Here is a 15,511-nt window from a genome sequence, read left to right on the forward strand (position 1 = left end):
GGGTAGTGGGATGACATGAGCGGAGACGGTCAGGCACGAAGCCACTGGTTCGACGACGACGCCGGACCGGTGGTCCGCCCGTACGCCATGACGCGGGGCCGCACCAGTCATGCGGTCCAGCACCGTCTCGACCTGATCGCGATGGTCGTCACGGAGGCCCACGTGGACGATCCGGAGGCGGACGTCACGCTGTCCCCGGAACACGTCGGCATCGTCGAGCTGTGCCGCTCCCCGCAGTCGGTCGCCGAACTCGCCGCCGAGCTGGATCTGCCCGTCGGCGTGGTGCGCGTGCTCGTCGGTGACCTCGTGGTCGAGGAGTACGTCCATGTGACGCGTCCGGTGCCGCCCGCGGAACTGCCGGACGAGAGCGTCCTGCGGGACGTGATCAACGGCCTGCGGGCACTGTGAGCGGTCGGGAAGCGGGGTACTGACATGACGGGCACGACGGGCTGGCAGTTCTGGGTCGACCGGGGCGGCACGTTCACCGACATCGTCGCCAGGCGCCCGGACGGGCGTCTGGTCACGCACAAGCTGCTGTCCGACAACCCCGCGCGGTACGCCGACGCGGCCGTCGCGGGCATCCGCGAACTCCTCGACGGCTCCGCCCAAACCATCGAGGCGGTCCGCATGGGCACCACCGTGGCCACCAACGCCCTGCTGGAGCGCACGGGTGAGCGGACCGTCCTCGTCGTCACCCGCGGCTTCCGGGACGCCCTGCGCATCGCCTACCAGAACCGCCCGCACATCTTCGCCCGCCGCATCGAGCTGCCCGAGCTGCTGTACGAGCGCGTCATCGAGGTCGACGAGCGCGTCGCGGTCGACGGCACCGTGCTGCGCGCCCCCGACCTGGACGCGCTGGCGGGCCCCCTCCGGCAGGCCTACGAGGACGGGATCCGTGCCGTCGCCGTGCTCTGCCTGCACAGCCATCTGCACCCCGCGCACGAGCGGGCCGTCGGCGAGCTGGCCGCCCGCGTCGGCTTCCCGCAGATCTCGCTGTCCAGCGAGGTCAGCCCGCTGATGAAAATCGTCCCCCGCGGCGACACCGCCGTCGTCGACGCCTACCTGTCGCCCGGACTGCGCCGCTACGTCCAGCACGTCTCCGACGAACTGGACGGCGTACGGCTGATGTTCATGCAGTCCAACGGCGGACTCGCCGAGGCCGGACAGTTCCGCGGCAAGGACGCCGTCCTGTCCGGGCCCGCCGGCGGCATCGTCGGCATGGCCCGCATGTCCCGGCTCGCCGGCTTCGACCGCGTCATCGGCTTCGACATGGGTGGCACCTCCACCGACGTCTCCCACTACGCGGGCGCGTACGAACGCGTCCTCACCACGCAGATCGCCGGCGTCCGGCTGCGTGCCCCCATGCTCGACATCCACACCGTGGCCGCCGGCGGCGGCTCGGTCCTGCACTTCGACGGCTCCCGCTACCGGGTCGGCCCCGACTCGGCGGGCGCCGACCCGGGACCCGCCTGCTACCGGGGCGGCGGCCCGCTCGCCGTCACCGACGCCAACGTCATGCTCGGCCGCATCCAGCCCGCCCACTTCCCCGAGGTGTTCGGCCCCGACGGCGACCAGCCCCTCGACGAGGCACTCGTCCGCGAACGCTTCACCGCCCTCGCCCGTGAGATCCGCGAGCGGACGGGCGACGACCGCACCCCCGAGCAGGTCGCCGAGGGCTACCTCCGCATCGCCGTCGCCAATATCGCCAACGCCGTCAAGCGGATCTCCGTGCAGAAGGGCCACGACGTCACCCGCTACGCCCTCACCACCTTCGGCGGCGCGGGCGGACAGCACGCCTGCATGGTCGCCGACTCGCTCGGTATCCGCACCGTGCTCGTCCCGCCGATGGCGGGCGTCCTGTCCGCGCTCGGCATCGGCCTCGCCGACACCACGGCTATGCGCGAGCAGTCCGTCGAGGTGCCCCTGGACCCCGCCGCCATGCCGGGTGTGCGCAAGACCGCCGACGATCTGGAGAGCGCGGCCCGCACGGAACTGCGCGCCGAGGACGTCCCCGAGGAACGCGTACGTGTCACCCGCCGCGCCCAGCTCCGCTACGACGGCACCGACACCACCCTCACCGTCGAGCTGACCGAACCCGCCACCATGCGGCGCGCCTTCGAAGAACGTCATCGCGCCACGTACTCCTTCACCCTCGACCGTCCGATCGTCGTCGAATCCCTCTCCGTGGAAGCCACCGGCGTCACCGAACCCCCCGACCTGTCCGCCCTCGCCCCGAACGCGCACGCCCGCGCGGGCCGCCGCGGCGACCCGGAGACCGTCCGCCTCCACACCGGCGGCGCCTGGCGCGACGTACCCCTCCACCGCCGTGAGGACCTGGTCCCCGGCGATCCCGTCACCGGCCCCGCGATCGTCACGGAGGCCAGTGCGACCACCGTCGTCGACGACGGCTGGCGGGCCGCGGCGAACGACGACGGGCATCTGCTCCTGGAACGCGTGGCGGTCACGCAGAGTTCCGATCTCGGTACGGAAGCCGACCCGGTGCTGCTGGAGGTGTTCAACAACCTCTTCATGTCCATCGCCGAGCAGATGGGCGCCCGGCTGGAGTCCACGGCCCAGTCGGTCAACATCAAGGAACGCCTCGACTTCTCCTGCGCCCTGTTCGACCCGGACGGAAACCTGGTGGCCAACGCCCCGCACATCCCCGTGCACCTGGGCTCTATGGGCACCAGCGTCAAGGAGGTCATCCGGCGCCGCGGCCCCCGGATGAGGCCGGGCGACACCTACGCGGTCAACGACCCGTACCACGGCGGCACGCACCTGCCGGACGTCACCGTCATCACCCCGGTGTTCGACACCGCCGGCACACAGGGTGACCGCATCCTCTTCTACGTCGCCTCGCGCGGCCACCACGCCGAGATCGGCGGGATCGCGCCGGGCTCCATGCCGGCCGACAGCTGCACCATCGAGGAGGAGGGCGTCCTCTTCGACAACTGGCTGCTCGCCGAGGACGGCCGCCTGCGCGAGGAGGAGACCCGCCGCCTGCTGACCGGCGCGCGGTACCCCTCCCGCAACCCGGAGACCAACCTCGCCGACCTGCGCGCCCAGATCGCCGCCAACCAGAAGGGCGTCGACGAGGTCGCCCGCATGATCGAGGACTTCGGCCTCGATGTCGTCCAGGCCTACATGCGGCACGTCCAGGACAACGCGGAGGAGGCCGTCCGCCGGGTCGTCGGAGCCCTGGACGACGGGGAGTACGCCTACGAGACCGACTCGGGCGCGGACATCCGGGTCCAGGTGCGCGTGGACCGCGAGCAGCGGTCGGCGACGATCGACTTCACCGGTACCTCCGCCCAGCTCACCACCAACTTCAACGCCCCCTTCTCCGTGGTCAACGCGGCCGTCCTGTACGTCTTCCGCACGCTGGTCGCCGACGACATCCCGCTCAACGACGGCTGTCTGCGCCCCCTGGAGATCATCGTGCCGCCCGGCTCCATGCTCTCCCCGCAGCACCCGGCCGCCGTCGTCGCGGGCAACGTCGAGACCTCCCAGGCGATCACCGGCGCCCTCTACGCGGCGCTCGGCGTCCAGGCGGAGGGCTCCGGCACGATGAACAACATCACCTTCGGCAACGAGCACCACCAGTACTACGAGACCGTGGCCTCCGGCTCGGGCGCGGGCGACGGCTTCCCCGGCGCCGGCGTCGTCCAGACGCACATGACCAACTCCCGGCTCACCGACCCCGAAGTCCTCGAATGGCGGCTGCCCGTACGGCTGGAGGAGTTCGCGGTCCGGCGCGGCAGCGGCGGCGCCGGCCAGTGGCGGGGCGGGGACGGCGCGGTGCGCCGCATCCGCTTCCTGGAGCCCATGACCGTCTCCACGCTCTGCCAGCACCGCAGGGTGCGGCCCTACGGCATGGCGGGCGGCGAGCCCGGTGCCCTCGGCGCCAACCGGGTGGAACGCGCGGACGGCACGGTCGCCGAACTCGGCGGAGCCGACGTCACGGACGTCGCCGCCGGTGACGTGCTCGTCGTCGAGACCCCCGGCGGCGGAGGGTACGGCCCGCCGTCGCCAGACCCACACCGAGCAGGAGAAGAGAGCGATGATCTTCGGCCGTTCTGAGCGCGGCAAGCCCCCGGTCGAGCCCGTCACGCTCAAGATCCTGGTAGCCGGCGGCTTCGGCGTGGGCAAGACGACCCTCGTCGGCGCGGTCAGCGAGATCAGGCCGCTGCGCACCGAGGAACCGCTGACCGAGGCCGGGCGGCCGGTCGACGACGTCAGCGGCGTGGCGGGCAAGCACACCACCACGGTGGCCATGGACTTCGGCCGCATCACGCTGCGCGAGGACCTGGTGCTGTACCTCTTCGGGACGCCCGGGCAGGAGCGGTTCTGGTTCATGTGGGACGAGCTGTCCGAGGGCGCGCTCGGCGCGGTCGTGCTGGCCGACACCCGCCGCCTCGAGGACTGCTTCGCCGCCGTGGACTACTTCGAGCGGCGCTCCATCCCCTTCCTCGTCGCCGTCAACTGCTTCGAGGGCGCCGCCCGCCATCCCGCGGACACCGTCCGGCAGGCCCTGGACCTCGACGACGACGTCCCGCTGCTGCTGTGCGACGCCCGCGAACGCGAGTCGGTGAAGGAGGTCCTCATCGCGGTCGTCCAGCACGCGATGGCCCACGCCGCGGACCGCCGCCGGGCCGCCGCCATCTGACGCCGCGTACACGATCCGTGCCCCGGCCGGCCGGGACACGGACCGTGTACGCGGCCCTTGGCACTGCTAGCCCCCGTAGCCCTCGCCGTCCTCCAGCCAGCCGAAGCTCCTCTCCACGGCCTTGCGCCAGTTGCGGTACTCGCGGTCACGGACCGAGGCGTCCATGGACGGAGTCCACTCGGCGTCCTTCTGCCAGTGCGACCTGAGTTCGTCGAGGTCGTTCCACACGCCCGTGGCCAGCCCGGCCGCGTACGCGGCACCCAGGCAGGTGGTCTCGGAGATCCTGGGCCGGATCACCGGCACGTCGAGCACGTCCGCCTGGTGCTGCATGAGCAGGTTGTTCTTCGTCATGCCGCCGTCGACCTTCAGGGACGTCAGCCGGACCCCGGAGTCCTGGTACATGGCGTCCACGACCTCGCGCGTCTGCCAACTGGTCGCCTCCAGCACCGCCCGCGCGAGGTGCGCCTTGGTGACGTAGCGGGTCAGGCCGGTGATTACCCCGCGCGCGTCGGAGCGCCAGTAGGGCGCGAACAGGCCGGAGAAGGCGGGCACGATGTACGCGCCGCCGTTGTTCTCCACGCTCGCCGCCAGCGGCTCGATCTCGTCCGCGGTGCGGATGATGCCGAGCTGGTCGCGGAACCACTGCACCAGCGCGCCCGTGACGGCGATGGCGCCCTCCAGGCAGTACACCGGGGCCTCCTCGCCGATCTTGTAGCCCATGGTGGTGAGCAGGCCGCTCGTGGACGGCACGGGCCGGTTGCCCGTGTTCAGCAGCAGGAAGCTGCCGGTGCCGTACGTGTTCTTGGCGTCGCCCACGTCATAGCAGGCCTGCCCGAACACGGCCGCCTGCTGGTCGCCGAGGGCGGATGCCACGGGCACCCCGGCGAGCTGGCCGACGGCGGTCCCGTACACCTCGGAGGAGGATCTGATCTCGGGCAGCACCGCCTCGGGGACGTTTATCGCGGACAGGATCGACGGGTCCCACTGGAGGGTCTTGAGGTTCATCAGCATGGTGCGGCCGGCGTTGGTGACGTCGGTGACGTGCCGGCCGCCGTCGACGCCACCGGTGAGGTTCCAGATCAGCCAGGTGTCGATCGTGCCGAAGGCGATCTCACCGCGCTCCGCGCGCTCGCGCAGGCCGGGCACGTTGTCCAGCAGCCAGGCGGCCTTGGGGCCGGAGAAGTAGCTGGCGAGCGGCAGGCCCGTCTGCTCGCGGAAACGATCCTGTCCTGCGGAGCCGCCCAGGTCGTCGCACAGCCCCGCGGTCCGTGTGTCCTGCCAGACGATCGCGTTGTGCACCGGCTTGCCGGTGGCCCGGTCCCACAGGACGGTCGTCTCGCGCTGGTTGGTGATGCCGAGCGCGGCGAGCTGGTCGGCCCGCAGCCCCGCCTTGGCGACCGCACCCGCGACCACCGCCTGCACCTTGGACCAGATCTCGGTGGCGTCGTGCTCCACCCAGCCCGGCTTGGGGAAGATCTGGCGGTGCTCGCGCTGGTCGACGGCGACGACGGCGCCACGGTGGTCGAAGACGATGCAGCGGCTCGAGGTGGTGCCCTGGTCGATGGCGGCCACGAACCTCTCGGCGTTGTCCGTCATGGCTGTCCCTTGGGAGGTGGAGAAGCGGCCGAGGGCCGGGGTGATCCATCCCCTGAGCCCTCACTCGTACCAGTTTGTCCTACGTTGATGGAAACAGCCCGCCCGACGGAAGACGTCCGCCCACTGATCGGATACAGTCCGCGCGTGCCCGAAGCCTCGCAACCGGTCGTCAACTCCGCACCGCACTCCCACTGTTCGAGCTGCGGAGCGCCCTACGGCGAGCGCGTCAGCGGCTGGCCCCGCACCTGCCCGGCCTGCGGCACCGTGGCCTACCGCAACCCGTTGCCGGTCGCGGTGGCACTGCAGCCCGTGTACGACACCCGGGGCACCGCCCTGGTCGTCATCACCCGCACCATCGCGCCCGCGCGCGGGGGCACGGCCCTGCCGGGCGGCTACATCGACGACCGCGAGGACTGGCGCCACGCGGTCGTACGCGAGCTCCGGGAGGAGACCGGGATCGAGGCGGCCGCGCGCGAGGTGCGCCTGGCCGACGCGATGAGCTCCCCCGACGGGCACCTGCTGCTCTTCGGACTGCTTCCTCGGCGCCCCGTCGAGGGCCTGCCGCAGTTCACCGTCACCGACGAGACGGCGGGCCGCCACCTGCTGCGCGGGCCCGCCGAGCTGGCCTTCCCGCTGCACACGCGAGCCGTCCGGGCCTGGTTCGACGGCCGCTACCTCTGAAACGGCCGCACGCCTGGAAACGGGTGTGCCCGAACCAGGTGCCCGCCCGGACTCAGGACGTCCCGGACTCAGGACGTGCGGAGCCCCCGTACGCGCACCGGGTGGGGCGGCTCGCCGGCACTGCCCTCCCGCTCGCGCTCGACGACGACCTCCCCATCCTGCCAACGGGTCGCGTAGCGCTCGATCTCCGGCTCGGCCCAGCCGTCGCCCGCGTCCGGCACCACCAGCCCGCCCCCGGTACGCCCCCGGGCGGGCGCCCACACCTCCAGCTCCAGGCCGCCGCCCTCACCCCGCACGGGGATCACGGCGCCCGCGCGCGCGAGCACCGGGACCCGCGCGAGCGGCGCGTCGACCAGCACCTGCCCCGGCCCCTCGTACGCCTGTCCCGTCGCTGTGTCGTACCAGCGGCCCCGCGGCAGCCGCACCGCCCGCCGGTCCGTACCGGGGTCGAGCACGGGCGCCACCAGAAGGCCGTCGCCGAGCAGGAAGGCGTCCTCGCAGTCCCGCAGAGCCCGGTCCTCCGGCGCGCTCCACCACAGCGGCCGCACATAGGGCGCCCCGGTGCGCCGCGCCAGATGCGCGAGCGTCACGAAGTACGGCAGCAGACGCCGGCGCTCGGCGAGCGCCACGCGCGCGTGCTCCAGGACCTCCGGTCCGAACTCCCACGGCTCCCTGCGCCCCGCCCGCAGGCTCGCGTGCGTGCGGAACAGCGGCAGGCAGGAACCCAGTTGGAACCAGCGCAGATACAGCTCAGGCGAGGGACTGCCGTCGAACCCGCCCACGTCCGGCCCGGAGTACGGCACTCCGCACAGACCCAGTCCCAGAACCAGCGACAGCGACGCCCGCAGCCCCGGCCACCCGGTGGCCACATCCCCCGACCAGGTGCCGCCGTAGCGCTGCATCCCGGCCCACCCCGAGCGCGAGAAGAGGAACGGCCGCTCCTCGGGCAGCAGATCGCGCAGCCCTTCGTACGCCGCCTCGGCCATGCACAGGGCGTACACGTTGTGCGCCTGGCGATGGTCGCCGCCCCGGCCCTCCAGGGCATGCCGGGCCGACCGGGGCAGGGTCGTCTCACCGAACGCGGCGAAGGAGGTCGGCTCGTTCATGTCGTGCCAGAAACCGGCGAACCCCTGAGCGAGCCGCTCCCGGTACAGGCCGCCCCACCACTGCCGCACGCGCGCGTGCGTGAAGTCCGGGAAAACCGCCTCACCGGGCCAGACGACGCCCCGCACCACCCGCTTCGAGGCGTCCCGCACGAAGGCGTCCTCGGCCGTTCCGCCGTCGTACACGGCGTTGCCCGGCGCGGCCTTCACCGCCGGGTCGACGATGGACACCAGCCGGATCCCGTCCCGCCGCAGCTCCTGTGCCAGCACCGGAAGTTTGGGGAAGCGGTCCTCGTCGACGGTGAACACCTGGTGCGCGTCGTAGTGGTCGATGTCCAGGTGCACGGCGTCCAGGGGCAGCCCGTGTTCGTGGTAGCCCGCGACGATCCGCCGCACTTCCTGTTCACTGCCGAAGCCCCACCGCGCGTGATGATGCCCCAGGGCCCACGCGGGCGGCAGCGCGGCCGGCCCGGTGAGCAGGGACCAGACGTGCGCCACGCGCGCGGGCGTGCCGACGATCACCCAGCAGCGCAGCGGACCGCCCTCCATCCGTAGCTCGCTCGCCCCGGCCCGGTCGTGGCCCGAGCCGGCGCCCTCCGCACCCTCCCGCAGCGCGACCGTGCCGTCCCAGGAGTTGTCGTGGAAGACCAGGTGCGTGCCCGCGTCGGCCACGACCCACTGGACCGGCATGGTGACGTAGAGCGGATCGTCACCGGGACCGAACGCACGGCCGGGATCGGTGTTCCACAGGCGATAGGTGCCCTCGCGCAGCCGGGGACCACCCGCTCGGCCGCCGAGACCGAAGAACCGCGCGTCGGCCGCCACCTCCGACCGCTGCGACCACCGTGCGGGCCCCCCGCCGACCGGCTCCCACCACCGGGGCGGCAGATCACGGCGCAACGGCACGCCCCCGGGCGTACGGACCTCGATCGCGCCGTGCCGCGAGATGCCGACGGTGACCCGCTCGGCCACGACCCGCCAGCCACCGTCCTTGTCCGGCTCCAGCACCGCGCGCGGGTCCGGCTCCGGGCACCGGCCGGCGAGCGCGTACGACGGCTCGGGCCCGGCGCCGTCCCAGCCCCAGAAGACCGCCCCGTTCCCGGCCACGGCGATACGGAGCTCCGAGCGGGCGAAGCGGACGACCCCGCCCCCGGGCCCGGGCTCCACGTCCAGCACCGCACCGGGCACCCGCGCGCGTTCGGCCCCGCGCGACGGCAGGCCGCCGGCGTCCGCAAGCCGCCGGCGCCACGCGGCCCGCACGGTGCGCAGCCCCTGGGCCACCCCCGCCGAGCCGACCGCCTTCACCGAACGCACCAGGTCACGACCGTCCATGCTGCTCACCCTGCCATCGCCGGCGGTGAGCGCGTGTCGCGTTCAACTGCCGTTCATCCATGCCGCGACCACATCTTCACGATGCGGACTATGTGCGGTGCACCCTGGTGCAGAAGTCGATCACATGGCATCGTCCGTGTCAGCCGCGTCACGCGCACACCCCAGCACGTGCGCGGACCGACGCACACGACGCGCACAGTCCGGGAGCCGCCCCATGTCGACCGCGAAGCCCCAGCCGCTCTGGCAGCCCGATCCGCAGCGGATCGCCGAGGCGCAGATCACGGAGTTCCAGGCCTGGGCGGCCGAGCACCACGGCGCTCCGGCCCTGGGCGGTTACCCGGCCCTGCACCGCTGGTCCGTGGAGGAGCTGGAGACCTTCTGGAAAGCCGTGACGCAGTGGTTCGACGTGCGGTTCACCAGCCCTTACGCGCGCGTCCTCGGCGACCGGACGATGCCCGGCGCCGAGTGGTTCCCAGGCGCCACCCTCAACTACGCCGAACACGCCCTGCGCGCGGCCGCCACGCGCGCGGACGAACCCGCCCTCCTCCACGTCGACGAGACCCACGAACCGCGCCCGGTGACCTGGTCCGAGCTGCGGCGCCAGGTGGGCTCCCTGGCCGCCGAGCTGCGCGCCCGCGGCGTACGCCCGGGGGACAGGGTCAGCGGCTATCTGCCCAACATCCCCCAGGCGGTCGTCGCCCTCCTCGCCACGGCCGCGGTCGGCGCCGTCTGGACGTCCTGCGCCCCCGACTTCGGCGCCCGCAGCGTCCTCGACCGCTTCCAGCAGGTGGAACCGGTCGTCCTGTTCACCGTCGACGGCTACCGCTACGGCGGCAAGGAGCACGACCGCCGCGACGCCGTCGCCGAACTGCGCCGCGAACTGCCCACCCTGCGCGCGGTCGTTCACATCCCGCTCCTCGGCACCGAAGCCCCCGAGGGCGCCCTGGAGTGGTCCGACCTGACGTCCGCCGACGTCGACCCCGTCTTCGAACCGGTGCCCTTCGACCACCCCCTGTGGGTGCTGTACTCCTCGGGCACCACCGGCCTGCCCAAGGCGATCGTGCAGTCCCAGGGCGGCATCCTCGTCGAGCATCTCAAGCAGCTCGGCCTGCACTGCGACCTCGGTCCCGAGGACCGCTTCTTCTGGTACACGTCGACCGGCTGGATGATGTGGAACTTCCTCGTCTCCGGACTCCTGACCGGCACGACGATCGTCCTGTACGACGGCAGCCCCGGGTACCCCGACACCGGCGCCCAGTGGCGTATCGCCGAACGCACCGGAGCCACCCTGTTCGGCACCTCCGCCGCCTATGTCATGGCCTGCCGCAAGGCGGGAGTGCACCCCGCGCGCGCCTTCGACCTCTCGACGGTGCGCTGCGTCGCGACGACCGGATCACCGCTGCCACCCGACGGATTCCGCTGGCTGCACGACGAGTTCGCCGAGAGCGGGGCGGACCTGTGGATCGCCTCCGTCAGCGGCGGCACCGACGTGTGCTCCTGCTTCGCCGGAGCCGTACCGACCCTCCCGGTCCACATCGGCGAGCTCCAGGCCCCGTGCCTGGGCACCGACCTCCAGTCCTGGGACCCGCACGGCACACCGCTGGTCGACGAGGTCGGCGAACTCGTGGTCACCAACCCCATGCCGTCCATGCCGATCCGCTTCTGGAACGACCCCGACGGCAGCCGCTACCACGACAGCTACTTCGCCATGTACCCCGGCGTGTGGCGGCACGGCGACTGGATCACGCTCACCTCCCGCGGCTCGGTGATCATCCACGGCCGCTCCGACTCCACCCTCAACCGCCAGGGCGTGCGGATGGGCTCCGCCGACATCTACGAAGTCGTCGAACGGCTTCCCGAGATCAAGGAATCCCTCGTCATCGGCGTCGAACAGCCCGACGGCGGCTACTGGATGCCCCTCTTCGTGCACCTGGCCCCCGGAGCCACCCTCGACGACGCGCTGCTCGGCCGCATCAAGCGGACGCTCCGCGAACAGCTCTCCCCACGCCACGTCCCCGACGAGGTCGTCGAGGTGCCGGGCATCCCGCACACGCTCACCGGCAAGCGCATCGAGGTCCCGGTCAAACGCCTCCTCCAGGGCGCGCCGCTGGACAAGGCGGTCAACCCCGGCTCGGTCGACGACATCGGCCTGCTGCGCTTCTACGAGGAACTGGCCCGCAAGCGCGCCTGAGCGCCCGGGTCCCCCACCACCCACGGCGTGGGGGACCCGCGGGCTCCCTGAACGCCTGCCCGGCCCCGTTGTCAGTGGCCCCGGTTACGGTGAGTGAGCACAGATCGACTGCGCTCACAGGGGGAAACATGGCGCACACCGACCACCTGACCATGCGGCGCGTCCTGCGCCGGGAGATCGCCGGCACCATCGGCCTGCTCACCGACGAACAGGACTTCCGCGCCATGCGGCGCTACCGCAGCTTCACCTTCGACGACCACACCACCTACCTCCAACAGGTCGAGAAACTCCTCCGACTCGTGGCCGCTCAGGGCGGCCACACCACGGTGGCCCTCTTCGACCCCGAGGAGTACGCCGAATACTGCGCGGCGACGGGCCTCGACCCCGACATCCCGTCCAGCCGCGCCCGCTTCACCGCCGAACTCGCCGGAACGGGCCCCAGCCTTCCCTACGACGGCCGGCCCCTGGCCGAACTCGTCCCCGACCTCGTCGACACGGCCGTCCGCCAGGCCACCTGGGAGTACGCCTCCACCCTGCTGGCCCGACTCGGCCCCTGCGCCTCCTGCGGCGAGAACATCGGCCGCGCCGCCTTCGCCCGCGCCGCGGACCTCCTCGTCCGCATCCTCGACACGGCCCCGCCCGGCAACCGGCACCTGGTGTGCAGTGTCACCGGCACACCCGAGAGCCTCGTCGCCGTCCTGCACGCCGACGACGACCGCCACCTGGACGGGGAGGACGGCGGGACCACACAGCTCGACGAGGCCGAAGCCCTGGAGTTCACCACGGTCCTCGCTCTCGGCATCGCCACCGACGGACCCGGCGGACTCGTCATGCGCACCACCGCACGCGGCACCGCCGACCGCGTCTACGGCTGGCGCCTGCGCGGCGGCGGCCTCGAACCCCTCACCGCCGGCGAGGTCTTCGACGCCTACTGCACCGACATCGAGTCCGGCGACCTGATCTCCCCGGAATCCGGCGTCGACTACGGAGTTCCGCCCGACCTCGGAGAAGAAGGACCGGCCGCGCAGCACTGCTGAACACCCGAGGGGCGCCCCACCACACAGGTGGAGCGCCCCTCGAAGACCAGCCGGCGACGGCGAGTCCGGGTCACTCGCCGGACAGCACCGCCCGCGCCGCGTCGCGCGCCTCGTCCGCGTTGTCCGCGGCACGCGCCGCCGCCGCCGCACGCTCGCACTGCGCCAGCGTGTACTTCGCCAGCGTCGCGCGTACGTAGGGAAGCGACGCCGCACCCATGGAGAGGGAGGTGACCCCCAGACCGGTCAGCACACAGGCGAGCAGCGGGTCGGACGCGGCCTCACCGCAGACCCCGCAGCTCTTGCCCTCGGCCCTCGCCGCCTCGGCGGCGGTCGCGACCAGGTCGAGCAGCGCGGGCTGCCACGGGTCCTGCAAGCGCGACACCGCGCCCACCTGCCGGTCGGCGGCGAAGGTGTACTGCGCGAGGTCGTTGGTCCCCAGCGACAGGAACTCGACCTCCTGAAGGATCGAGCGCGCCCGCAGCGCGGCCGACGGGATCTCGACCATGGCACCGAACTTCGCCCGCAGCCCCGCGTCACGGCACGCGTCGGCGAACGCCTTGGCGTCCGTCCGGTCCGCGACCATCGGGGCCATCACCTCGAGGTAGATCGGCAGGCCCTCGGCGGCCTTGGCGAGCGCCGTCAGCTGGGTGCGCAGTACCTCGGGGTGTTCGAGCAGGGTCCGCAGCCCCCGCACACCGAGAGCCGGGTTCGGCTCGTCGGCCGGCGTCAGGAAGTCCAGCGGCTTGTCCGCGCCCGCGTCCAGCACCCGCACCACGACCCGGCCCTCGGGGAAGGCCTCCAGCACCTGCCGGTAGGACGCGACCTGCTTCTCCTCGGACGGCGCGTTCTTGCTGTCGTCCAGGAACAGGAACTCGGTCCGGAACAGACCGACACCCTCGGCACCGGCCTCGAGCGCCGCCGGCACGTCCGCAGGACCGCCGATGTTCGCGAGCAGCGGCACCTTGTGGCCGTCCGACGTGGCACCGGGACCGGTCGCCGAGGCCAGCGCGGCCCTGCGCTCGGCGGCCGAGGCCTCCAGCTGCGCCTTCCTCTCCTCACCGGGGTTCACGAAGATCTCGCCGGTGCTGCCGTCGACGGCGATCACCGTGCCCTCGGCCAGCTCGACGGCGCCGGGCAGTGCCACGACGGCCGGCACGCCGAGCGCCCGCGCCAGAATCGCGCTGTGACTCGTCGGCCCGCCCTCCTCCGTGACGAAGCCGAGGACCAGCGCCGGGTCCAGCAGAGCCGTGTCCGCGGGCGCCAGGTCACGGGCGACGAGTACGTACGGCTCGTCGCTGTCCGGAACACCCGGCATCGGCACACCGAGCAGACGGGCGACGATACGGTTCCGCACGTCGTCCAGGTCGGCCACCCGGCCCGCGAAGTACTCACCGGCGCCGGCGAGCAGGTCCCGGTAGGCGGCGAACGCGTCGTACACCGCGCGCTCGGCCGTGCTGCCGACCGCGATGCGCCGCTCCACGTCCGCGATCAGCTCGGGGTCCTGCGCCATCAGGGCCTGTGCCTCGAGCACCGCCTGCGCCTCACCTCCGGCCAGATTGCCGCGCGCCATCAGATCGGCCGCCACGGCCTCCACCGCCTGACGGGCGCGCCCCTGTTCACGCTCCGCCTCTTCCGCGGGGATCTGTTTGGCGGGCGGCTCCAGCACCGCCGTGCCCATGTGGCGAACCTCGCCGATCGCCACACCGTGGCTCACGCCGACGCCTCGCAGGGTTGTCTCCATCTCACCCGTCTCCGTTAGTGCGGCGGGTCCCACCGCCGCGGTGGTTGTTGCGCGCCGCCCCTCGGGAGGACGTCCCCGGGGGGCAGGGATGTCACTTCCAGGTGAAGAGGCTGTCGCCGGTCTTCACCTCTCCGCTGTCACGCAGCTCGGAGAGGCAGTCTGCGGTGGCCTCCAGGGCCACGACCGGGCACACGGGGGACTTGCCGGCGGCTTCGACGGCCGCGGGGTTCCAGCGCACCACCGCCTGGCCGCGCACCACCGTGTCGCCCTTCTTCACCAGCAGCTCGAAGCCCTCGCCGTTGAGCTGCACGGTGTCGATGCCGAGATGCGTGAGCACCCCGCGCCCGTGCTCGTCGACGACGACGAAGGCGTGCGGGTGCAGCGAGACGATGACTCCGTCCACGGGGGCCACGGCCTCGGCGGGCTCACGTACCGGGTCGAGCGCCGTTCCGGGACCGACCATGGCTCCGGCGAAGACCGGATCCGGCACGGCCGCCAGTCCGATGGCGCGTCCTGCGACGGGTGACGTCACGGTGGTCATGGGAAGCCTCCCGGGGGTGGAGATTCGTGTGCGCCGTCACTGCCAGGCCGGAGACGGCGCAGTGTGCGGCAGGCTGTGTCACGGTACGTACCGGTTACGGGCGAGAGCTTACACAGCTCACGTTGGTGGTCTAGACCACCAATCGAAACGATTTGCACCCGCTCCGCGGTGCCATGTACAGTCGTACCCCTGCTCGGGGCGAGTGACGTCACCAGGCGTCTTTGCCCGGGCAGCACCCATACTTGTCAGATCCTATCTCGGGATCATCTTCTGCATGCCCGCAGGATGGTGGTCAGAGAGACCGGAAAAGCCTGATAGAGTGTGGATCACCGAAGGGAAGCGCCCGGAGGAAAGCCCGAGAGGGTGAGTACGAAGGAAGCGTCCGTTCCTTGAGAACTCAACAGCGTGCCAAAAATCAACGCCAGATTAGTTGATACCCCGTCTCCAGCATCTGCTGGGACGAGGTTCCTTTGAAAAACACAGCGAGGACGCTGTGAACCGAGAGGACTATTCCTCCTCCCGGTTCCGCTCTCGTGGTGTTCATCCCGATCACGGGAAAACATTCACGGAGAGTTTGATCCTGGCTCAGGACGAACGCTGGCGGCGTGCTTAACACATGCAAG

At 71.9% G+C, this 15,511-nt stretch carries 10 protein-coding genes and 1 rRNA gene; 7 read left to right on the top strand and 4 right to left on the bottom strand.

Translation table 11 applies throughout. The annotated features are described in order from the left end of the window. Positions 1 to 15: 15 nt before the first annotated feature. Genes ACTYVM_RS08385 through ACTYVM_RS08395 form a run of 3 tightly spaced genes read left to right on the top strand, consistent with a single transcriptional unit; the run spans position 16 to position 4,666 of the window. Positions 16 to 408: a DUF742 domain-containing protein gene (locus tag ACTYVM_RS08385; protein ID WP_445525284.1), complete on the top strand. Its 393-nt coding sequence runs from the start codon at positions 16 to 18 to the stop codon at positions 406 to 408. 24 nt (positions 409 to 432) lie between these two features. Beyond that, positions 433 to 4,080: a hydantoinase B/oxoprolinase family protein gene (locus ACTYVM_RS08390; protein ID WP_445525285.1), complete on the top strand. Its 3,648-nt coding sequence runs from the start codon at positions 433 to 435 to the stop codon at positions 4,078 to 4,080. Continuing rightward, positions 4,061 to 4,666 carry a GTP-binding protein gene (locus tag ACTYVM_RS08395; RefSeq protein ID WP_445525286.1) on the top strand — a complete coding sequence of 202 codons (606 nt, stop codon included), beginning with the start codon at positions 4,061 to 4,063 and terminating at the stop codon, positions 4,664 to 4,666. Before ACTYVM_RS08390 ends, ACTYVM_RS08395 begins: the two co-directional genes overlap by 20 nt. Before the next feature lie 66 nt (positions 4,667 to 4,732). On the opposite strand, the gene glpK is transcribed toward ACTYVM_RS08395, so the two are convergent. Further along, positions 4,733 to 6,262, bottom strand: coding sequence for a glycerol kinase GlpK (gene glpK, locus ACTYVM_RS08400; RefSeq protein WP_445525287.1), 1,530 nt, complete (start codon positions 6,260 to 6,262; stop codon positions 4,733 to 4,735). A 144-nt stretch (positions 6,263 to 6,406) separates the two neighbouring features. Between glpK and ACTYVM_RS08405 the strand changes: the two genes are divergently transcribed. Further along, entirely contained in the window at positions 6,407 to 6,943 is a 537-nt protein-coding gene (locus tag ACTYVM_RS08405) for an NUDIX domain-containing protein (protein WP_400031397.1), read from the top strand. Between the two features lie 68 nt (positions 6,944 to 7,011). Here ACTYVM_RS08405 and ACTYVM_RS08410 read toward each other — a convergent pair whose 3' ends face one another. Then, positions 7,012 to 9,378: a glycoside hydrolase family 31 protein gene (locus ACTYVM_RS08410; RefSeq protein WP_445525288.1), complete on the bottom strand. Its 2,367-nt coding sequence runs from the start codon at positions 9,376 to 9,378 to the stop codon at positions 7,012 to 7,014. A gap of 214 nt (positions 9,379 to 9,592) precedes the next feature. On the opposite strand from ACTYVM_RS08410, the gene ACTYVM_RS08415 reads away from it, so the two are divergent. Then, positions 9,593 to 11,569 carry an acetoacetate--CoA ligase gene (locus ACTYVM_RS08415; RefSeq protein ID WP_445525289.1) on the top strand — a complete coding sequence of 659 codons (1,977 nt, stop codon included), beginning with the start codon at positions 9,593 to 9,595 and terminating at the stop codon, positions 11,567 to 11,569. 128 nt (positions 11,570 to 11,697) lie between these two features. After that, positions 11,698 to 12,606: a DUF8829 domain-containing protein gene (locus tag ACTYVM_RS08420; protein ID WP_445525290.1), complete on the top strand. Its 909-nt coding sequence runs from the start codon at positions 11,698 to 11,700 to the stop codon at positions 12,604 to 12,606. A 70-nt stretch (positions 12,607 to 12,676) separates the two neighbouring features. Here ACTYVM_RS08420 and ptsP read toward each other — a convergent pair whose 3' ends face one another. Together ptsP and ACTYVM_RS08430 are read right to left on the bottom strand one after the other, a co-directional pair. Then, on the bottom strand, positions 12,677 to 14,347 hold the full coding sequence (gene ptsP, locus ACTYVM_RS08425) for a phosphoenolpyruvate--protein phosphotransferase (protein ID WP_445525291.1): 1,671 nt from the start codon (positions 14,345 to 14,347) through the stop codon (positions 12,677 to 12,679). A 91-nt stretch (positions 14,348 to 14,438) separates the two neighbouring features. After that, positions 14,439 to 14,888, bottom strand: coding sequence for a PTS sugar transporter subunit IIA (locus tag ACTYVM_RS08430; protein WP_445525292.1), 450 nt, complete (start codon positions 14,886 to 14,888; stop codon positions 14,439 to 14,441). Between the two features lie 562 nt (positions 14,889 to 15,450). Here ACTYVM_RS08430 and ACTYVM_RS08435 point away from each other — a divergent pair. Next, a 16S ribosomal RNA gene (locus ACTYVM_RS08435) occupies positions 15,451 to 15,511 on the top strand; the annotation flags it as partial.

It is taken from the genome of Streptomyces cyslabdanicus (genome assembly GCF_052663305.1).